The organism is Pseudoalteromonas sp. B131b (assembly GCF_037162545.1).
GTDB lineage: Bacteria > Pseudomonadota > Gammaproteobacteria > Enterobacterales > Alteromonadaceae > Pseudoalteromonas > Pseudoalteromonas fuliginea.
In genome coordinates this window covers 3259300-3281079 of sequence record NZ_JARLUZ010000001.1, presented here as the reverse complement: position 1 = coordinate 3281079, position 21780 = coordinate 3259300, and the positions used below count along the sequence as shown (strand labels likewise).

The 21780-nt window shown below is 40.1% G+C and carries 13 protein-coding genes and 1 pseudogene; 12 read left to right on the top strand and 2 right to left on the bottom strand.

All coding sequences use genetic code 11. From position 1 onward, the window contains the following. Positions 1–68 precede the first annotated feature (68 nt). The 5 genes from acnD to P4S65_RS15065 all read left to right on the top strand — a co-directional run bounded on the left by acnD (position 69) and on the right by P4S65_RS15065 (position 10748). Entirely contained in the window at positions 69–2678 is a 2610-nt protein-coding gene (gene acnD / locus P4S65_RS15085; RefSeq protein ID WP_337120514.1) for a Fe/S-dependent 2-methylisocitrate dehydratase AcnD, read from the top strand. 11 nt (positions 2679–2689) lie between these two features. After that, positions 2690–3856, top strand: a complete 1167-nt coding sequence (gene prpF / locus P4S65_RS15080) for a 2-methylaconitate cis-trans isomerase PrpF (protein ID WP_337120513.1) — start codon at positions 2690–2692, stop codon at positions 3854–3856. An 803-nt stretch (positions 3857–4659) separates the two neighbouring features. Next, complete coding sequence (locus tag P4S65_RS15075) at positions 4660–7707, top strand: hypothetical protein (protein WP_337120512.1); 3048 nt, start codon at positions 4660–4662, stop codon at positions 7705–7707. 59 nt (positions 7708–7766) lie between these two features. Next, positions 7767–8858 (top strand): hypothetical protein, encoded by a 1092-nt coding sequence (locus tag P4S65_RS15070; RefSeq protein WP_337120771.1) that lies wholly within the window; start codon positions 7767–7769, stop codon positions 8856–8858. 9 nt (positions 8859–8867) lie between these two features. Then, a complete protein-coding gene (locus tag P4S65_RS15065; RefSeq protein WP_096793315.1) occupies positions 8868–10748 on the top strand; it encodes a hypothetical protein in 1881 nt (626 codons plus the stop codon). A gap of 68 nt (positions 10749–10816) precedes the next feature. Here the strand turns inward: P4S65_RS15065 and moeA are convergent, their stop codons facing one another. After that, on the bottom strand, positions 10817–12034 hold the full coding sequence (gene moeA / locus P4S65_RS15060) for a molybdopterin molybdotransferase MoeA (RefSeq protein WP_337120511.1): 1218 nt from the start codon (positions 12032–12034) through the stop codon (positions 10817–10819). A 45-nt stretch (positions 12035–12079) separates the two neighbouring features. On the opposite strand from moeA, the gene modA reads away from it, so the two are divergent. Genes modA through P4S65_RS15045 form a run of 3 tightly spaced genes read left to right on the top strand, consistent with a single transcriptional unit; the run spans position 12080 to position 14526 of the window. Next, positions 12080–12832 carry a molybdate ABC transporter substrate-binding protein gene (gene modA, locus P4S65_RS15055; protein ID WP_337120510.1) on the top strand — a complete coding sequence of 251 codons (753 nt, stop codon included), beginning with the start codon at positions 12080–12082 and terminating at the stop codon, positions 12830–12832. Then, positions 12819–13496, top strand: a complete 678-nt coding sequence (gene modB, locus P4S65_RS15050) for a molybdate ABC transporter permease subunit (protein WP_337120509.1) — start codon at positions 12819–12821, stop codon at positions 13494–13496. The genes modA and modB overlap by 14 nt, the downstream gene beginning before the upstream one ends. 1 nt (position 13497) lies before the next feature. After that, positions 13498–14526 carry an ATP-binding cassette domain-containing protein gene (locus P4S65_RS15045; RefSeq protein WP_337120508.1) on the top strand — a complete coding sequence of 343 codons (1029 nt, stop codon included), beginning with the start codon at positions 13498–13500 and terminating at the stop codon, positions 14524–14526. On the opposite strand, the gene moeB is transcribed toward P4S65_RS15045, so the two are convergent. Further along, entirely contained in the window at positions 14527–15285 is a 759-nt protein-coding gene (moeB, locus tag P4S65_RS15040; RefSeq protein WP_337120507.1) for a molybdopterin-synthase adenylyltransferase MoeB, read from the bottom strand. 288 nt (positions 15286–15573) lie between these two features. Between moeB and P4S65_RS15035 the strand changes: the two genes are divergently transcribed. The 4 genes and pseudogenes from P4S65_RS15035 (at position 15574) to P4S65_RS15020 (ending at position 21767) form a co-directional block, all read left to right on the top strand. Continuing rightward, complete coding sequence (locus P4S65_RS15035; RefSeq protein WP_337120506.1) at positions 15574–17043, top strand: NarK family nitrate/nitrite MFS transporter; 1470 nt, start codon at positions 15574–15576, stop codon at positions 17041–17043. 13 nt (positions 17044–17056) lie between these two features. Next, a pseudogene (locus P4S65_RS15030) lies at positions 17057–18813 on the top strand (protein kinase domain-containing protein). A gap of 9 nt (positions 18814–18822) precedes the next feature. Beyond that, positions 18823–20016, top strand: a complete 1194-nt coding sequence (locus tag P4S65_RS15025) for an alginate export family protein (protein WP_337120505.1) — start codon at positions 18823–18825, stop codon at positions 20014–20016. Positions 20017–20243: 227 nt separating this feature from the next. Next, a complete protein-coding gene (locus tag P4S65_RS15020) occupies positions 20244–21767 on the top strand; it encodes an FAD-dependent oxidoreductase (RefSeq protein ID WP_337120504.1) in 1524 nt (507 codons plus the stop codon). The last annotated feature ends 13 nt before the right edge of the window (positions 21768–21780 follow it).

The following is a 21780-nucleotide window of genomic DNA, read 5'->3' as shown; positions in this document are numbered from 1 at the left end:
TTTTTCTCAAACTTTTCATTAAACACGCTAGCTGTGAGCAAACACCGTCACCAATTAGCGAATTTATTATGACCATAATTAATAATACCCAATACCGTAAACCTTTACCTGGCTCAAACGTCGACTATTACGATACACAAGAAGCCGTAGATACAATTAAGCCAGGTGCATACGCCACACTACCTTATACATCACGTGTATTTGCCGAAAATCTAGTACGCCGATGCGACCCTGCTATGTTAACCGATGCACTTAACCAGCTAATTGAGCGCAAGCAAGATTTAGATTTCCCGTGGTATCCGGCGCGCGTGGTATGCCACGATATTTTAGGCCAAACAGCACTTGTTGATTTAGCTGGGCTTCGTGATGCAATTGCAGCCAAAGGCGGCGATCCGGCTAAAGTGAATCCGGTAGTACCTACGCAGTTAATAGTTGATCATTCACTAGCGGTAGAGCATGCCGGTTTTGATCCTGACGCATTTGAAAAAAATCGTGCCATTGAAGACAGACGAAATGATGACCGTTTTCACTTTATAAACTGGACAAAAACTGCGTTTAAAAATATTGACGTTATTCCACCGGGTAACGGCATTATGCATCAAATTAATCTTGAAAAAATGTCGCCGGTTATTCAAAACCGAGATGGCATTGCATTTCCAGATACACTAGTAGGTACCGACAGCCACACGCCACATGTTGATGCGCTGGGTGTTATTGCTGTGGGTGTAGGCGGGCTTGAAGCTGAAAGCGTTATGCTTGGCCGTGCTTCTTATATTCGTTTGCCTGATATTGTCGGTGTTGAATTAACAGGCAAGCGCCAACCCGGTATTACCGCAACCGATATTGTGTTGGCCATTACTGAATTTTTACGTGAGCAACGTGTTGTTTCTACTTATTTAGAGTTTTACGGTGAAGGTGCCGACGCGCTTACACTTGGCGACAGAGCAACCATTTCGAACATGACGCCTGAATTTGGTGCAACTGCAGCCATGTTTTATATCGATGATAAAACAATAGATTACTTGCGTTTAACAGGTCGCGAAGAAGAACAAATTGCCCTTGTAGAAAACTACGCTAAAACAGCAGGCCTTTGGAGCGATAGCTTAAAAACCGCAAAATACGAGCGTGTGCTTACGTTTGATTTATCAAGCGTGGGGCGCAATATTGCCGGTCCATCTAATCCGCACCGCCGTGTATCGACAAGCGATTTAGCTAAAGAAGGTATTTCGGGCATTGTTGAAAATGAAGAAGGCTTAATGCCAGACGGCGCGTGTATTATTGCGGCTATTACTAGTTGTACCAATACTAGTAATCCACGCAATGTAATTGCCGCAGCACTCCTTGCCCGTAACGCAAATGCAAAAGGCTTAACGCGTAAACCTTGGGTTAAAACCTCATTAGCACCGGGTTCAAAAGCGGTGCAATCGTACCTTGAAGATGCAAACCTACTAACAGAGCTTGAGCAACTTGGCTTTGGCATTGTTGGTTTTGCGTGTACTACCTGTAATGGTATGAGTGGAGCCCTTGACCCTGTTATTCAAGAAGAAGTAATCGAACGCGATTTATACACGACAGCGGTGCTTTCGGGCAATCGTAACTTTGACGGGCGCATTCATCCTTATGCTAAGCAAGCATTTCTAGCGTCACCTCCTTTAGTTGTTGCGTACGCCATTGCAGGTACGATTCGCTTTGATATTGAAAAAGGGATACTAGGGCAAGATCAACAAGGCAACGATATTACGCTTAAAGATTTATGGCCATCAGACGAAGAGATTGATGCAGTAATTAAGCAAAGCGTTAAGCCAGAGCAGTTTAGAAAAGTATACGAGCCGATGTTTAATTTAACCGTAGATTACGGTGAAGATAACGACCCACTTTACGACTGGCGCCCAGAAAGCACCTACATTCGTCGCCCTCCTTATTGGGAAGGTGCACTTGCGGGTGAGCGCACAATGACCGGTATGCGTGCGCTTGCAGTTCTTGGCGATAACATTACAACGGATCATTTATCGCCATCAAACGCAATTATGGCAAGTAGTGCTGCTGGCGAGTACCTGACCAAAATGAACGTCCCAGAGGAAGACTATAACTCGTACGCAACGCACCGGGGCGATCATTTAACAGCGCAGCGCGCAACATTTGCCAATCCAAAGCTGCTAAACGAAATGGTACTTGACGAAAACGGCGACGTTAAGCAAGGTTCTTACGCACGCTTAGAGCCACAAGGCACTAACACCCGTATGTGGGAAGCAATCGAAGCCTACATGGAGCGTAAACAACCGCTTATTATTGTAGCCGGTGCCGATTACGGTCAAGGTTCGTCGCGCGATTGGGCTGCAAAAGGCGTAAGACTTGCAGGCGTTGAAGTAATCGCAGCTGAGGGCTTTGAGCGTATTCACCGTACTAACTTAATTGGTATGGGGGTTTTACCGCTTGAGTTTAAAGCAGGCACAACGCGTAAAACTCTAAAGCTGGATGGCAGTGAAACGTACGATGTAACGGGTGATTTAAAACCAGGCGCCACCGTTAATTTAAGCATTACCCGTAAAGATGGTGAAGTGCTTACTGTGCCTATGAAGTGCCGTATCGATACCCAAGAAGAGCTTTCTATTTACGCGGCTGGTGGTGTGTTACAACGCTTTGCTCAAGACTTTTTAGAAGCAACGCAATCTGCATAAGGGCAAACACTATGTTTAAACCGCAAATTAAAGTGCCTGCAACCTATATGCGTGGCGGCACCAGTAAAGGTGTGTTTTTTAATTTAACTGATTTGCCAAAGCCTGCTCAAGTAGCAGGCGAGGCGCGCGATAATTTATTACTGCGTGTTATTGGCAGCCCCGATCCGTATGCTAAGCAAACGGATGGCATGGGCGGTGCTACATCAAGTACCAGTAAAACCGTCATTTTAAGTAAAAGTGAGCAAGCCGAACACGATGTTGATTACTTGTTTGGTCAAGTGGCTATAGATAAACCTTTTGTAGATTGGAGTGGTAACTGTGGCAACTTAACGTCAGCAGTCGGTGCTTTTGCCATTAGTAATGGTTTAGTCGATAGAAGCAGAGTACCTAATAACGGTGTTGCTATCGTGCGTGTGTGGCAGGCTAATATTAAAAAAAGCATATTAGTGCATGTCCCTATTACAAATGGCGAAGTGCAAGAAATCGGTGACTTTGAACTCGATGGTGTTACTTTTGCTGCAGCTGAAGTAAAACTTGAATTTATGGACCCCGCTGATGGCGATGGCGCGTTATTTCCAACAGGTAACGTAGTTGATGACTTAAAAGTACCGGGTGTTGGTACTTTAAAAGCAACCATGATAAATGCAGGTATTCCTACTGTATTTATTAACGCCACTGATATTGGTTATACCGGCACAGAGCTGCAAGAGGATATAAATAACGATGTTGCAGCGCTTAAAAAGCTTGAAACCATTCGTGCTTATGGCGCCGTTAAAATGGGCTTAATCACTAACATTAGTGAAGCGCAAGTTCGCCAACATACGCCAAAGGTTGCGTTTGTTGCATCACCTTTAGATTACAAAGCGTCTAGCGGTAAAATTATTGAGGCTGCCAATATCAACTTATTAGTGCGCGCTATGTCGATGGGTAAACTACATCATGCCATGATGGGCACAGCCGCTGTAGCTATTGGCACTGCCGCAGCAATTGAAGGCACACTTGTTAATATAGCCGCTGGTGGCGGCGCATTGAGTGAAGTTAACTTTGGTCATCCGTCGGGCACCTTAAAAGTAGGTGCTGAGGCTAAAAATACTGCGGGCAACTGGCTTGTCACTAAAGCAAGTATGAGCCGCAGTGCACGAGTATTAATGGAAGGGGTTGTAAGGGTTCCTTATTAAAATAAAGTCCCTCTTGTGATTATACAGTGGGGTTTTCTATGTAGTAATTGTTTCAATATCTGGGTCTATTTATCTTCGAGGTTGAATTTGCAGCTGTATGTTTGGTTTTTAGGCAACGCAACGCCTATGGTGTTATGCCCTTGGATTCGTCTTGGGGACTATTGCTCGGTTATTACTTAACCTGAACCCTGGTTAAGAGACTTACTAACATATTGAATCATGATGATATTAAACTTATTTTCTCTAGCCAGCTATTTTCAACGCAGTTAGCGAGCCCACTAGATTACAAACCTCGCATCGGGATTAAATTGCCTTAGGTAATAAAAAGAAAAACCAAATATATGACTCAATGCTTAGCGATAGAAAAAATTTGAATGTTGTCATAGTCATATTTTTTAGTTAATTTTCATTCCAGTTCAGTAAAAAAACCGCTTTTTTCTTCGATTCATCGCATTTACTTGAAGAATAATATTAACAAACTAAATTAAATGTAATATTCAATTCACAAAATGGATATACTATATTTTAGCGTCCTGAGTTTTTATGATTTTTAATTAGATTACTGAGGGTCATAAAGAAATAGTATGTAGATAAAATCAAAATACATTTAATAAAATGTATAAATATGTAGCAAAAATATATGGCTTAATGGTATTTTTAGAATTCTAGTAACAAAGGTTAGTATTGCGTGTTCGTTTATTATTTTTGTAAACGTGTAAACGTGTAAACTTATAAACTTGAACAATGCAAATTGTGACTAAACTAATTTCTGATACTCATTTCAAGCTATCAAGGAGAAATAAATGTCGAAGCGTATGATCAAATTTACACCAATTGCAGCATCAGTTGCACTTACATTGGGTTTAACAGCTTGTGGTTCTGATAACGATAGGAATGTATACGTACCTCCTGTTGAATCTTTTAGCTCATCAGATGATGCTCAATTTAATGTTGAAGTAACTGGTAAAGCTGTTAAAGGCGCAATGATGAACGCGGTAGTAAGCGTTTCTACATTAGATGCAACTGGTCAAAGTGTACCTGTTGCATTTAGATTAGAAGCCTCTTCTGAAGCTGAATCTTTCTCTGGAGAAGGTTTATCGCAAGATGCCGCAGATGCTGATTTAGAAGCAAACAAAATTGCAGGTAACCCTGATGATGTTCTAACAAATGAAAGCGGACGCTACAGCATTTTCTTAGAAGATAACTTTACTGGACCAGTTTACATCACAGTTAAAACGTCAGCAGAAGGCGATGAGAGCTTTTTAAGATGTGATGCTTACTTAGGTTGTGGTTCTTACGCAACGGCCCCAGAAGTTGATGATGTAAATGATGGCGATACTGCAATTGAATTTGGTGAATGGTACAAAACTGATCTAGAACTTTCAGTAATCAAATTTGTCCCAGCAATTACAGCTGATACGTCTGGTGCAAGTGGAGCTCAAGGCGACCCAGGTGTATCTCGTTCTTTAAGAGCTAATGCTACATTTTTAACGACTATCGGTTCTCAGTTACTTCTTGAATCTCAAATTGAAGTTCATCCTACTTTTATTGCTGAAGTAAATATGAGTAGCTTGTTTCAATTGATGGGACCTGATAACACATTTCTAATACCAGAGTTACTTGCTGACCCTTCAAATGGTGGTGCAGTTGATTTAAGTGATGTAGATGGTGAAGAAGAGTTAAGTGAAGGTATTTTAGCAATTTCTCAAATAGCGTCATCTATTCAAGGTTTAGATTCTATCAGTGATGTGCTAAGTAAATTAAAAACGGGCATTAAAGATGGTAAGTTAAACGGTAGTGATGATACTGAAATTGCAGCGTTAGCCGCTAAACTTCAACAAGCAGTAACAAACACATCTAACATCTTTTTAGCCGTAGCTACTGGTGATGATGCTGCTATTGAAGCTGCAATTTTAAATGCATTCAATGTTGTTAATCCAAATGCAACAGATGCTGAAAAAGATGCATTTATTTTACAAGCGGCCGGCATTGCTGCTAAAGCAAAAGCCGCAAAAAATAAAGCAATTAAAAATGGCGCAGCAACTGACGCTAGTTTAGCGCTTATTGCTAAAAAAGTTAAAAAAGCATTAGAAAAGTTAGGTTGTACAGATAACTGTGAAGCTGATGACAATTTTTATGCTCAATTAGCTGTTTCTGTTACAGCAGAAGTTACAGCATCAGAAGCTGAACTTGTTACTTTACAAGCTTTAGTCGTGACAGCTGAGACTAACTTAGCAGATGCTCAATCTCTAGGTGGCGATACGGTTACTGATGCAGCAAGTGCTGTCGCATTTGTAAGTGCAGTAGCTACACTTGTTAATGAAGCTGAAACTGCCGATTTAGCAAATAAAGTAAATAAATTATTTATTAAGTCTCAAGGTCTTGTTTCAGCAGCAACATTACTTGTTGACCAAAATAATACATACCAACAAATTCTTGATAATGCGGAAGATTTACTATCTGATGCAAATACAGAAGTTGACAAAGTAAGTGCGTTTGACGCAGCGCTTGCTGAATTAGTTATTGCTGCTGATGCGGCTGTTACAGAGTTTGATGTAGAAGTAACGGCGGCAAAAGCTATTGCTATTGATGCAGCAGATGTTGCAGATGCAAAGCAAACCCTATCAATGACAGCAGAAGCTGCTTCTACTTCAGCGCTTGCTGATGCACAAAACGCGACGATCGATACCGCTGTTAATGCAGCGGCTGCTCTAGAGCTTGCAACAGCAGCCGTCTCTGCCGCATCTGAATTTGCTGCATCTGTAGATGCATTGGAAATTGCTATAGCGCAAGCTAAAGCAGCTGCACAAGCATATTTAGATGTTGCTGTAACAGATGAAGATAAAGACGCAGCACAAACATTAGTTGATGATGCTGATGCAATGGTTAAAGTTGCTACAGATAAAGCTGAATTAGCATCAGAGCAGTTTACAGCTGCGTTAGCGCTTCAAGTTGCTGCAGAAGAAGCGCTTCCTAAACTAACTGTACTAGCTTCTGTTAAAGCTACGTCAGAGTCATTAGCGACTATGACAGTGCTAACGAGTACTGGTGGTGATGCTATTATTGATGCTGCTGAAATTGTAGCTGATGTAATCGATGAAGTTTCTGGTATGGGTGATTCTGCATCGGGTACATCTACACGTTTCCCTAACTGGGCTTACAATTACAGCTTAGATGACCTTACACTTATGCTTAGCAATGCTACTACAGGTGAAATGATTAACGCAGCGGCTTCTTATGAAGGTGATAAGCTAGTTGTTGCTTGGGGTGCTACGCTGGTAGGTGAAAATGATGCATCTATTAAGCTTGTAACTGCTGATACGCAAGTAGCAGCATTGACAGATTGTGTTGAATTTGCAGCAGGTACAATTGATGCTACTCAAATCGATTCATGTTTAGTATTTACTTTTGATGGCGCAGTGAGTGCTGATAATGTAGATGATGCAGAAATCATAATGACTGAAACGACTAACCATATTGAAATCATGGATGGCGATTCTGGCTTTAACGGCGTGTTAAGCATTACAGCTGATGAAGAAACAGATTCAAGTTCTATTTCATTAGAAGGTGTATCTGGTGATGTAGACTTTAAAGTAATGACTACATACCTTGACAGCGACATGGAAGAAGCTAGTGCTTTAGATATTACAGTAAATAATGCAATGGGTTACACGTTGTCTATTACTGGTAATGAAAGTGCAGGTTACACTGGTGACGTTATGGCTATGTACAATGAGATGATGATCTCTTTTGGTACTGCAGCTAAAACAACAAACGGCCTTTCAATTACTTACATTGATGGTGACGTGGTTGATTACACTGATGTTGATTTAATTGATTCATCTAAGTAATATTTAAACTATAAAAGGGGAAAGCAGCGCTTTTCCCTTTTTTTATAGAAAGCGATTAAATTATGAAAAAAATTCTCTTGTTAGGATTTTCAACAGCTCTTATTTCTCCACTTGTTTCCGCAGATAACCAATTTCAAATATTTACCCATTTTGACGCAGAAATTTACACCGAAGCACAGCCAGTACAAGCTTTTGTCGATGATTTCGATGCACCACTAAAATCGGGTGACAGTGCATTTACTTACAATATATTTGAAGTCGGTGTGGGTTTCGGGAATTTTAAGGTTGGTTTACAAAGTCGCTATGATTACGTGCTTAATTTTGATCCAGATACGGCCAAATACACTCACACTGAAAAAAATGATTTAGAGTTTGAGGATCGTTTTTATACATATAATTTAGATGCTAAACAAGCAACGTCTAACGGTGTATTTGTATCTTACGATTTTAATTTTTTAGATAAAAATACATTAACAATTACACCTAAATTATCCGTTTTTGCGAGTACGCATTTTCAAGATGCTACTGTAAATGGCGAAATTTATAGCGATGAAGTTGAAGGTGCTGTAACTGTTGATTACAATTTTTCAAAAGATATTTTATTTAAAAAATTCACACCAGACCAGAAGCCTGAAGGGCTTGGCTATAGCCTAGATATTTTTGCTGATTGGCAAGTGAATGATGAATTACAACTTGGTTTTAGTGTAAAAGATTTACTCTATAAAACAGATTACGACGATAGTGGCTTTGTTAAAGGCCAAACTACAGAAGTTCCATTTAGTGAAAATGACAACGGCGACATTACTACCCAGCCAACAGTATCATTAAAAACGTCGGCATTTGGAAATACCGAATCGCATGATTTTGAGATGGAGATGCGACTACAAGCATTTGCTGATTATAGAATAAACGAGCGTTTTTCAACCCAACTAACTTTAAAACGTTACGATAAAGACACGTTTAGTCAATTGAAAGGCCGCATTCATTTTTGGGAACATTGGAAAATACAAGCAGGCTACGAAACAAAAAGTGAAGCGTTTTTGGTTGGTATAGAAAGTAAATATTTTGGTCTTAATTTACAAACAGATAGCTTAGATTTAGATAAAGCCTATTATGCGAATGTGAATTGGTACGTGAACATTAAGTTTTAAGGAATGAAGATGTTAAAACAAATTATACCTTTAGGGGTCGCTATTGCATTGGTAGGTTGTGGTTCTTCATCAGACAGTGACAGTTCAGAATCTGTTGCAGTGAGTGAAGTTTCAACATCTTCTTCTGTAAATTTTTATGTATCTAATTGGCAATCACCACAGGGAACGCTTAATGTTTTAGATAGCGATGGGGTGGTGAAAGAATCAATTGAAGTCGAAAACATCAATACTGCGAGTATAACTGTAACTCCACTTACTTTTAATAGCTTTGAGTTTATACCTAGTGATACAACGCTACCTTGCCCACGCTTTACCGGTTGCGGCAGAACAGTTCGTGGTGATGCAAATGACTTAAACGCGAACCGTTTAATCGACTATCAAGAATTAACAGCCGTTACTCTTAATTACAAAGCAGCTGCTTTTAGTGCTCCTGGTGTAAATACGGTTTATTTATCGCCATTGAGTAAAGCAATTACTGACGAAGGTTTTGGTGCTACACAGGCTAGTTTATCAGCCACGCCTTTTTATCATTTAACGCACAGTAATTTAAATGCAAGTGTTGAAGCAGAAATGGTTACTAACGCATTTACTTACGCGGCAATTTTAGCTGGTGTTGCTGATAGTACGTTTAGCGTTGTAAGTGCTTTTAATGCATTTACTAACTTGGAGACTGACCAGCAAGCGTGGCAAGATTACAGCGATTTAGCAGTGCAGTATGTTACAGATAACTTATTTAGCGACCAAGGTAATGCTTTGCTGAAAAATGTCGCTGGTCAAGTTAAGCAAACCATTGCGAGCGTAACTACATTCACAAATTGGCAGGCTCGTTCAGCAGAAATACAAAGCTTAGATTCAAGAGAGTTACTTGTTGATACGCGAAATATAATAGGTGTTGCAAGACTTCAAGAAAAAGCTTACTCAGATGAATTAGACGCAAAATTTACTGAGCTTGAAGGTGCATTTGATGAAGACACACAAAGAACTCTTAGTGCGCTTACTAATGCTTTAAATGAAGTTATTACAAACTATTCTCCACTTGCAGAAGGCTCTACGCCAGCAGGACAATATAAGCTTCGTGATTTGGATATCATTTATAGCCAATCACCTTATACATGGGCTATTACTGGCACATATGATGATTTACCTATAGCAATTGATTTATCAATCCCAACATTTAGGGTAAGTGGTGTACTGGGAGATAAAATTGAAGGTGTAATGAGTGCAACTGTCACAAATGGCGCTACGGTATTAAGTGTTGATGTGAGTGAGCTGGTGATTCAATTTGATGGTATAGATGCTCAAAGTGAATTAAACCCAGAAGCTGATACAGGTATAGCGCAGATCACGACCAATGTAATTATCAATAAAGCAGCGGGTAAACTAGAAGGTGACTTATCATTAAACTTAAATCGTTTTGTTAATTCACTAGGTGAGGAGTCAACTACGTTATCTACCTTTGATTTTAATGGTAATTACGTAAGCGGCATTCAAAACACTGCATTTCATATCACAGCAGTAGAGGCTTCGCCTTTTATTGGCGAAGACAATGATGATTTAGCCTTTACTTTTGAATTAGATTTTCCATTGAGTGGTGCAAGCGATTTTAAATTTGCATACGTAGGTGATGTTGAAAATTTATCTGAACTTACTTCTACAGATATATTTGTTAGTGTAAAAAATAGGGCGTTGGATTTACGTATTCGTGATGTTAGTGGCAATATTAACCTCATTGCGAAAGGCGAAAATGGCCGTTGGTTAGATGTAAAACAAAAGGGCCGTAATTACAGTGGAGGTTTATATTTTGGTGATACTAAAATAGCTGACGTTACTGCCGTTCGTGGCATCCCCGGGGTTTTATTTTCAAATGGCGATTTTGAATCGTTGTTCTAATTAATTGACTTAAATATTAGACATAAAAACCCAATATTAGTTGGTTTTTTATGTCTAATAGTAAGCATTTATAGCAACTCAATACTTACTGTTGCGCCTTTTTCGATATTGCCGCTTTGTGCTGGCACTACAATTAAGCAGTTAGCTTTACTAAGCGACGAAAGCACACCCGAGCCCTGTTTATTAAACGGGGCAACCACCAAGTCACCTTGCTCGTTAGTTGTTGCAGTACCGCGTTGAAAGTCAGCTCTGCCAGGGCGCTTTTTAATAACGGATGTAGTAACAGCGTTAAAGCGCATTTTAGGGTTTACTACACCAAGCCCCGACAGCTTTTGCAGTGCAGGCTCTACTAACTGATTAAACGTAACAGCAGCCGACACAGGGTTACCTGGCAAGCCAAAAAAGTAACTGTTAGCTAGTTTACCAAAGGCAAAAGGTTTACCTGGTTTCATGGCTATTTTCCAAAAGTGAATATTGCCAATTTCGTTGAGCACTTCTTTAGTAAAGTCGGCTTCACCAACCGATACACCGCCTGAGCTTATTACGGCATCGGCAAGTTCGTTCGCTTTCAAAAATGCATTAGTGATGAGTTCTTTGTCATCAGGGATTATTCCTAAATCAAGCACGTCTATATTTTTTTGTTGCAGCGCACTAATAATAACAGCTCGGTTGCTTTCAAAAATAGCGCCTTGTTTAAGAGGCTGACCAGGTTCAATTAGCTCATCGCCTGTAGAAAGCACGGCTATTTTTAAAGTTCTCACCACGTCTATATTGGCAATCCCTAAAGATGCAAGTAGCCCCACATCAACGGCTTTTAATTTATCCCCTGCTTTTAAAATAACATCGTCTATTGCAATATCTTCGCCAGCAAAACGTACGTTTTCATTTAGCTCTGGTTGCGCGGTAAACGTAATTTTATCGCCATCTACCGAGGCGTTTTCTTGCATTACAACGCCGTTAGCGCCAGGTGCAATGGCGGCGCCGGTCATTATTCTTACGCATTGACCAGGGGTAAGTGTTCCTTCAAAAACTTGACCTGCAAACACACTACCTACTTGTGTGTAGGTTAAGCTTTTATCTGAAATACACAGCGCATAGCCATCCATTGCAGAGTTGTTATGAGCAGGTACGTTTATAGTTGACTTAACATCGCTTGCTAAAACGCGATCAACACTTTGCATTATAGAAATGGTTTCAACGTCTTTAACAGGCGTTATTGTGCCAAGTATATTTTGTATTGCAGTTTCAATTGGTAATAAACCGGGTGCATTGCAAACATCGTTCATATATATTGCTTACTTAAATCATTTTATTTTGAAACAATACTTATAATGTCAAAGCTTTACAATACATGGTTGGGTTATTTTTTGTGTGTGATATGCATGCTTTCGTGCAGCGTAAACGCAAAAGAAACGCTGCAAGTAGCCGTAGCGAGTAATTTTAAAACTGTATTGGAAACCCTACTAAAAAAATCCCCATTACCTAATGTTGACGTAAAAATATCAGCCGCTTCTAGCGGTGTTTTATATTCGCAAATAGTGCATGGCGCGCCATTTGATGTGTTTTTATCGGCTGACGATTTTCGCCCGCAATCGCTTATTAAAGAAGGCTATGCCGAGCAAAGCAGCTTAATCACTTACGCGTTAGGCGAACTTGCTTTGTGGCAACCCAAAGCTGAAAAAGTAAATGATAAAGTAGCCATTTCTAATCCGCGTTTTTCACCATACGGACGTGCCTCAGAGCACTACGCGAATAACCATTTTAAAAAACCAATAAATTATGTGTACGGGAATAATATTACGCATGCGTTTCAGTTTGTGCAAAGTGGTAATGTAGGAGTAGGGCTGGTGGCTGTTTCATCCCTAAAGGCGGCTTACAGTAACACGCTAGATCAAAAATATTTAGATTATACCGTGCTGCCTACCAATCAATATCCCGATATAATTCAACAAGGCGTTATTATTAGCTCGACTAAAAAGCATGCTAGCGCTAAGCAACTTATGCAATTTTTAATGGCAGAAGCTACGCAGCAGCAGTTAATTGAATTAGGTTACAGAATAAAGGACAACAATGCTTCAAAGTGATTTAACCGCGCTGTGGTTAACTATAAAACTTGCCTTTATAACCGCAGTGCTCCTTCTTGTTTTTTGTATTCCACTGGCTTACAAGCTTGCTGGCTATAACGGTAAATTCAAACCATTTTTAGAGGCATTAATTGCAATGCCTTTAGTGCTGCCGCCTACGTTATTAGGGTTTTACTTACTTGTTTTATTTTCGCCTGATCACGCTTTTGGGCAGTTTTGGTTTTGGCTAACGGGTACGCAGCTTGCGTTTAGTTTTCAGGGCGTGGTTATTGGCTCGCTTTTTTATTCACTGCCTTTTGTAATGCAGCCGCTTGTGGCAGGGTTTAAACATATTAATCGAACCTATAACGAAGCTGCCATTGCGCTTGGGTTGAGCCCGTTTAAACGCTTTGTGTATTTAATAATTCCGCTTTTAAAACCCAGTATTGGTAGCGCGTTTGCTTTAGGTTTTGCGCATACATTGGGTGAATTTGGTTTGGTATTAATGATTGGCGGTAATATTCAGGGGCAAACACAGGTGGTGTCTATTGCGCTTTATGACCATGTTGAATCGTTAAATTATACGGCGGCGCATCAGCTTTCACTTATTTTACTGGCTATTTCGTTTGCCTGTTTAGTGCTGTTATTTAAGTTTAATAAAAGCATTGTAGGGGTTAAGCAATAACATGATTAAGTTAAGCCTTTTTAAAGCACTCAATAATTTTGATTTAGATATAAACCTTGAGCTTGAGTCGTTTAATGTATTGGGTGTTTACGGGCCTTCTGGCTCAGGTAAATCAACATTACTGCGTTGTATTAGTGGTTTAGAGCTTGCAAAAAGTGTTTATGTAAACAATCAGCCAGTGCATGAGTTGCCAAGCGATAAACGCGGTATAACGCTTCAGTTGCAATCGTGTCCGTTGTTTCCTCATTTAGATGTGGCAGGTAATTTAGCGTTTACACAAAAACACTGCGGAAATAAGCAAACCAGCTTAACGCTTCAATACGTTGTTAAAACACTTAAATTACAAGACTTACTAAATCGTGACGTACAAAGCTTATCGGGCGGTGAGCGCCAACGTGTAGTATTTGCGCGCACTTTGCTTGCCGGTCAAAAATTTATAATGCTCGATGAGCCTTTTAGTGCGCTTGATTGGTCATTGCGTTTTAAAACGCTCACTAAACTTAGCGAGTTTGCAGTTAAGTTTAATATTAAATTTATAATAGTAAGTCACTCATTAAAAGAGCTGCTATTTTGCTGCGATACCCTTATTCAGCTTGATAAAGGTAAGGTGATAAACCAAGGTGCAAGCACGCACGTTGCAAAGGCTATTTATGCAAACGACAGGCAAACACCGCTGAGCTTAATTAATTACGATGTGGTCAAATTTGATGAAGACTACGGGCTATATCAACTGCAATTACAGCAAAGTGAGCAACCGCTTTTTGTGCTTCTTGCACTTGTAGATAGCAGTAATAAGCTAATTATAGAAAGTGAGCAAATGTCGCTTAGTGCGTTAAAGCCTGAGCAAACAACGCACAGTAATGTTTTAAAGTCGGTATTAACTCAGGCTGAGCTTATTAATAATAAGTGGCAGTTAACGCTTAATGTAGATGGGCAAACTTTGTATTGCTTGGCTTCAAGACGAGTGTGGGACAAAAACGACTTTAAAGTGGGCGATGTGCTTTATACAACAATCAGTGATCTAGAATAACTAAATGCTGCACACCGCACATTGACTGTTTTTAGCTATTTTAAAACGATTAAACTCCATGCTTAAACCATCCACCAGCAATAAGTGCTCGCTTAAGCCACTTGGCAAACCAGCAAGTATTTTTAGCGCTTCAGTTGCCTGAATACTGCCTATTAGCCCCACAATAGGAGAAAGCACACCAGATTCGGAGCAACTTTGTGTTTGTTCACTAAAAAATTGCGATAAACAACCATAACAATGGCTGTTTTCATCCATAGTAAAACACGCGACTTGTCCTTCCATGCGTATTGCAGAGCCTGACACTAGCGGAACTTTAGCTTTAAAACAGGCGCTATTAAGTGCATTACGTGTTGCTAGGTTATCTGAGCAATCAATCACTATATCAATGTTATTAAATAGCTGCTCTGTAGAGGTATTTACATCAAAAAATGCCTCAATGGTGTTTATATCTATTTCACTATTAAGTGCGTTAAGCTGTTTTTTTGCAGCACTGCATTTTGAGCTACCAATATCGCTTTCTTTATACAGTATTTGCCTTTGTAGGTTGGTTACGTCTATTTCATCGTTATCAACTAAGGTAAGCGTGCCAACGGCAGATGCCGCTAAATATTGACTTACCGCACATCCAAGCCCACCTACACCAACAATTAAAGCATGCGATTGCCATAGCTTCTCTTGTCCGTCTATATCAAGCTGCGGCAGCATAATGTGCCGAGAATAGCGTAGTTGCTGTTGGTACGTTAACGGTGCTTTTTGCATTTTTAAACATCTCATACTTTTTTTGAACAATACCAATTTGTTAAATCCTAGAGCAAGTAGTAACGCTTTTTATTTGCACTGTAACAGCCCATATCCCCTCACTCAAATAGTGCAACTATAACGCATTAAAATAATAAATGCATATAACCAGCTGAAATATATAGTTTTTAATTAGTGGCTCAGTAATTGCTGTATTGGGTTAACTAAAATTTAACAAAGTTTGGGCTGCTACTCATATAAAAGAGTGGGGCATTTATAAAACAATAATACGTTTACGAGGAAATAAACATGCAACCGAGTTCTGGATTTAACTTAATATCCTTTAAAGGAAAAATGAAAGTATTACATCTAAGTTGGATGGTCTTTTTTGTGTCATTTTTTGTATGGTTTAACCATGCTCCTTTATTAGGTGCAATTGCGGGCTCGCTTGGTATTACCATGGCACAAGTTAAAACATTACTAATTTTAAATGTAGCGTTAACTATTCCTGCCCGTGTTGTGGTGGGTATGCTGACCGATAAATTTGGTCCCCGGATTGTTTATGCGGCGCTACTTATTACCTGTAGTATTCCTTGTTTTATGTTTGCTATGGCAACCACATTTGAACAAGCCGCTATAGCGCGTTTTGCGCTAGGCTTTATTGGTGCTGGTTTTGTTGTGGGCATTCGTATGGTGAGTGAATGGTTTCCTGCTAACGAGTTGGGTATAGCAGAAGGTATTTATGGCGGCTGGGGTAACTTTGGTTCAGCAGCAGCGGCTATGTTATTGCCAATTATTGCACTTATGTTTGGTGGCGAAGATGGTTGGCGTTACGCAGTAGGTTTAACGGGTGTATTAAGCGTTATATTTGGTATTATTTGGTACTTAAATGTAACCGATACACCAAAAGGCGGTACATACTTTAAGCCTAAAAAAGTAGGCGCAATGGAAGTAACCAGTAAAGGCGACTTTGTATTACTTCTTATTATGAAAATCCCTATGTATGGTGCACTAGCATTACTTACTTGGAAGCTTTCACCAACCGGTGCTAACCTAATTTCGGCTAACTTTGTACTTGCCGTGTATGCTTTTTTAGTTCTGCTTTATATTTACGAAGTGTATAAAACCTTTGACGTAAATGGTCATATTTTTAAAGAGCCTGTACCCGAGTCTCATCGTTATGAATTTAAGCAAGTGGCTGTTTTAAATATTTTATATTTCACAACCTTTGGTTCTGAACTTGCGGTTGTCTCTATGTTGCCGCTGTTTTTTATGGATGTATTTACGCTTGATATGGTGTACGCGGGTATTTTAGCGTCTGCTTATGCATTTATGAACTTAGCATCTCGCCCAGGTGGCGGTTGGATTTCAGATAAATTAGGTCGTCGTATTACCCTTATTGTACTTACAACGGGTCTTGCTGTTGGTTATTTTGTAATGGGCTTAGTTGATGCATCTTGGCCTTTATGGCTTGCAGTTGTTGCGGCTATGGCATGTTCGTTCTTTGTGCAAGCTGGTGAAGGTGCTGTATTTGCGGCAGTACCGCTAATTAAGCGCCGTTTAACTGGGCAAATAGCAGGTATGACAGGTGCTTACGGTAATGTAGGTGCAGTAGTGTACTTAACGGCATTGTCACTTGTTGATTATCAAACTTTCTTTTTCATTATTGCGGGCAGCGCAATACTTGGCTTAGGAGCACTGTTTTTTATGACCGAGCCAGACGGACATATTACCGAAGTAAATGAAGACGGCACCGTTGAACTTATTTCAGTGACTTAAGGCATTATTGACTATGTTTGATGAAACACTCCACGTTAAAGCGCTAAAAAATGAACTCAACGTTTCATTTGGCGGACACAGCGCAAAAGGCTTAAAAGCAGAAAACCAAGATGCGTTTGCAGCTCTTAATACCAAAGCGCAAGAAAAAGAGTCTAAAGGCGTTATTGCCTGCTTAGCCGATGGGTGTTCATCAGCAAAAAATGCTAAACAAGCGTCTCAACTTTCGGTTACTCATTTTATAAATGAGTATTTAAATACCCCGAAAGTTGGGCGGTTAAAAAGTCAGTATCGAAGGTGTTAGCAAGTTTAAATCAGTGGCTTTATTCGCAATCGGTTAATTATAATCACCTTGGTCAGCGCCAAGCCGATTGGATGACGACTTTTACAGCGCTTATTTTAAAGTCGGCAACGGGTTATATATTTCACTTAGGTGATACGCGTATTACCCGCTTGCGAGAAGATAAAATAGAGGCAATAACACGGGATCACAAAGTAAACGATACGCTAACGCGTGCGCTTGGCGCACAACTTCATCAAGAAATAGATGTATACGAAGTTGACCTAAAAGCAGACGATATTTATATATTAACCTGCGATGGCGTACACGATGTGCTCCCAAACAGCGATATAGCTAAATTAGTTAATGAACACGTTAATTTAGAGCACACTAATTTAGAAAGTGCAGCTAAAGCAATTACCGAACTTGCATTAGCGCGAGGCAGTGACGACAACGTAAGTTGCTTACTGGTAAAAGTAGAAAATATTGCCGAGCAAAAGTTAGATGAACTTTATCATTCGCTAACACGACGAAAAATTCCACCAGCGCTTAATGTTGGGCAAAAAATTGATGACTACACGGTTATTCGTAAATTACATGCCAGTAGTCGCTCGCACATTTATTTAGTGCAACAAGCGCCCGATATACCGCCAGTGGTTTTAAAAGCACCTTCGGTTAATTTTGAAGACGATGTGCACTACCTTCAAGGCTTTATAAGAGAAGGTTGGGTAGGGCAACGCATAAACCATTTAAACGTGATGAAAGTACTGAGTACGCAATCGCAGAGTCGTTTTTTGTATCATATTTGTGAGTACATGGACGGGCAAACACTCAGTGATTGGAAGCACGACGTGCCGCACCCAGAAATAACCCAAGTACGCAGTATTATTGAACAAATAGTACATGCACTAAGGGCGTTTCAGCGACTCGATATGGTGCATCGCGATTTAAAACTCGATAACGTAATGATAGATGCGCACGGTAAAGTAACGCTCATAGATTACGGCACAGTAAGTGTTGCGGCTATGGACGAGTCGGTTAAACAAATTGCGGATGATTGCCCGCAAGGCACTGCCGACTACACCGCACCCGAAACACTTATTACTATGCACGCCGATTTTAAAAGTGATTTGTTTTCACTTGGCGTGATTGCATATGAGTTATTGTGCTCAAAATTGCCTTATAAACCACTGCCACTTAACCACGTAGCGCCAAAAGATTACAGCCATTGGCATTACACAAGTATTCGTAAATACAGAGCCGATATTCCGTTTTGGTTAGATCAAGCCCTTATGAAGGCGCTTGCCCCTAAACCTGAGCTCAGATACCAAGCTTTTTCTGAGTTTATAAACGATATCAACAAACCTAATCCTTATTTAGAAAGTACCGCTAATAAAAGTTCAATAATGAAACGCGATCCAGTTATGGTGTGGAAATGTATTTCGCTGTGTTTATTTATTGCTTTGGTATGTGTATTAATAATTAAAACTTAGAGAACCAAAATGCTTAACTATAAGAACAACTTACCTATTATTTTTATACTGGGTTGCTTCACTGCGCCTTCAATAAGCCAAGCTTCGCAAACTGATCTTGATTTTAGACTGCGTTTTGAAAGCGTTGATCAAGAAAATGCTCTAAAAGATGCAAGCGGCTTAACACTTAGAACCCGCTTAACGCATCAAACAGACGAGGTTAATGGTTTTTCAGCCCTTATTGAAGTAGAAGATACTCGCAGCCTATTGGGCGTAGATGATTACAACAATACGGTGGGGAAAAATACTAATTACTCTGTTATTGCCGACCCAGAAAACACCGAGATAGACCAAGGTTTTGTTAAATATGCCCGCGATGGTCTATCGCTAAAAGTAGGGCGCCAAGTAATAGCCCTTGATGGGCAGCGTTTTGTTGGGCACGTAGGTTGGCGTCAAGACAGACAAACCTTTGATGCAGCAACCATTAATTACGCATTTAATAACATAGATTTACAGTACAGTTATTTAAATAAGCGTAACCGCATATTTGCTGACGATAAAGACATTAAATCGTCCGATCATCTAATTAATGCAAGCTTTAAAACAGACTACGGTAAAGTGGTTTTATACAGTTACTTATTAAGTGACGATGCACTACAAGACGACAGTTTAGACACTTATGGCGTTTCTTTTAACGGTAATAAAACCCTAAACGACATAAAATTTTATTACAAAGCGGAGTATGCAACGCAGTCTGCCTCAACAAGCGTGAGTGATTTTGATGCCGATTACTATGCACTTGAAGGCGCTGTGGATTTAAATGGTTTGGGTATAAAAACAGTAACATTAAAAGTTGGCATAGAGTCACTTGGCTCTGATAATGGCGATTACGGGTTTGCAACACCGCTTGCCACGTTACATAAATTTAATGGTTGGGCAGATACGTTTTTAAATACACCCGCGCAAGGCTTGGACGACACTTACATAAGCTTAAATGGTAAAGCGTTTGACGGAAAATGGTTAGTGGCTTATCACAGTTTTGATGCTAATGAGCAATCAAATGGGGTTGACGATTTAGGCAGTGAACTAAACGTGCAATACGTTAAACCTATTAATAAACAATACGCAGTGGGTGTTAAATATGCTGACTACTCAGCGGGCGATACCGCTGCTAATAAAGTCGATACTCAAAAATTATGGGTATGGATGAGCGCTAAATTTTAACCCTCATTATCTTCTAATATTCACTTGTAATTTATAGCGACACAAGATGGTGCAATTGCACCATCTTGTGGGGCTTTATGCTTTTCACCTCTGCACCAATGTAGTCAACTTACTGATTTTGAATGCTTATATATTTGGCTTACATATTGCTATAACAAACCTATAACAAATTATTCGATTTCAATTTTAGTCAATTACTAAAATAGGTATCACTTTAAGGTGGGTAAATGTTAAGCAAGCAGCGTGTTGTAGTGGTAGGAAACGGAATGGTCGGGCACCATTTTGTGCAGCAGCTAGTTTCTCAAAATCAAGCTGATGAGCAATTTGAAATTACGGTACTTAGCGGTGAAGACCGTTTAGCGTATGACCGCGTGCAACTATCCTCTTTTTTTAAAGGCAAAACCGCAGACGACCTCGCACTTACATGCAATAAAACCTATGACGATTGGCAAGTACGCTTTCATACTCATTCTAAAGTGGTTGATATAAATCGTGATATGCAAACTGTAACGACCGCTAAAGGGGAGTTGTTTGAATACGACAAACTTGTGCTTGCTACAGGTTCATTCCCATTTGTACCGCCTATACCGGGTAAAGATCGCGATCATTGCCTTGTTTATCGCACCATTAACGATTTACACGCAATAAAAAACTCAGCCCACGGCAGCAAAGTAGGCGTGGTAATTGGTGGCGGTTTACTTGGGCTTGAAGCTGCAAACGCATTAAAGCAACTGGGTCTGCATACTCACGTAATAGAATTTGCACCGCAACTTATGGGCGTACAAGTTGATGCTGGTGGCGGTCGGCTACTAAAAAACAAAATTACAGATTTAGGCGTTACTGTGCATACATCGGTAGCAACCGAGGAAATAGTAGAAGGTGAAAGTTGCCGTTATAAAATGTGTTTTAAGGGCGGTAAAACCCTTGAAACCGACATGATTGTATTTTCGGCGGGTATTCGTCCTTATGATAATTTAGCCCGCGAGTTTAATTTAGAATTAGGTGAGCGCGGCGGTATTGTAATTAATAACCACTGCCAAACGAGCGATAAAAACATATACGCTATTGGTGAATGTGCACTGTGGAATAATTTTATTTTTGGCTTAGTGGCACCTGGTTACGCCATGGCTAAAATAGCAGTTGGTCATATTTTACAAGATACGCAGCAAGGTACTTTACAAAGTACTGGCTTAGACAATAAATCCGATGAATTTAGCGGTGCCGATATGAGCACTAAGCTTAAATTAATGGGTGTTGAAGTAGGCTCTATTGGCGATGCACATGCACGCAGCGAAGGCGCAATAAGCTATTACTTTGAAGACCAAGCCAATGGTATTTATAAAAAAATAGTCACTAATTCACAAAGTAATAAGCTGATTGGCGCGGTACTTGTTGGCGATACCAGCGATTACGACAATTTGCTGCAATATCATTTAAACGACATTGAACTTACCACCGCTCCCGAAGCGCTCATTATGCCCCTTGCCGGCGACATAGCAGAGCTAAGCGCCGATGACTTGCCTGATGACGCCATTATTTGCGCGTGTCATAAAGTAACTAAACACACCATTGAACAATCAGTTTCTAACGGCTGCATAGATTTGGCAGGTGTGCAGCAAAGCACCAAAGCCAGTACAGGCTGTGGAGGGTGTGAAAAGCTCGTTCAAAACGTAATAAACAGCGCGCTCGCTAAAGCAAGTAACACTATTAACGTAGTTACTCTTAATGAGCCTGTAAAACAGCCCGCATAAATTAAAGCACACT

Excerpts from the sequence above, each read along its gene's own strand:
- acnD (WP_337120514.1), top strand. The coding sequence starts at position 69 with ATGACCATAATTAATAATACCCAATACCGTAAACCTTTACCTGGCTCA.
- prpF (WP_337120513.1), top strand. The coding sequence starts at position 2,690 with ATGTTTAAACCGCAAATTAAAGTGCCTGCAACCTATATGCGTGGCGGC.
- P4S65_RS15075 (WP_337120512.1), top strand. The coding sequence starts at position 4,660 with ATGTCGAAGCGTATGATCAAATTTACACCAATTGCAGCATCAGTTGCA.
- P4S65_RS15065 (WP_096793315.1), top strand. The coding sequence starts at position 8,868 with ATGTTAAAACAAATTATACCTTTAGGGGTCGCTATTGCATTGGTAGGT.
- moeA (WP_337120511.1), bottom strand. The coding sequence starts at position 12,034 with ATGAACGATGTTTGCAATGCACCCGGTTTATTACCAATTGAAACTGCA.
- modA (WP_337120510.1), top strand. The coding sequence starts at position 12,080 with ATGTCAAAGCTTTACAATACATGGTTGGGTTATTTTTTGTGTGTGATA.
- modB (WP_337120509.1), top strand. The coding sequence starts at position 12,819 with ATGCTTCAAAGTGATTTAACCGCGCTGTGGTTAACTATAAAACTTGCC.
- P4S65_RS15045 (WP_337120508.1), top strand. The coding sequence starts at position 13,498 with ATGATTAAGTTAAGCCTTTTTAAAGCACTCAATAATTTTGATTTAGAT.
- moeB (WP_337120507.1), bottom strand. The coding sequence starts at position 15,285 with ATGCAAAAAGCACCGTTAACGTACCAACAGCAACTACGCTATTCTCGG.
- P4S65_RS15035 (WP_337120506.1), top strand. The coding sequence starts at position 15,574 with ATGCAACCGAGTTCTGGATTTAACTTAATATCCTTTAAAGGAAAAATG.
- P4S65_RS15025 (WP_337120505.1), top strand. The coding sequence starts at position 18,823 with ATGCTTAACTATAAGAACAACTTACCTATTATTTTTATACTGGGTTGC.
- P4S65_RS15020 (WP_337120504.1), top strand. The coding sequence starts at position 20,244 with ATGTTAAGCAAGCAGCGTGTTGTAGTGGTAGGAAACGGAATGGTCGGG.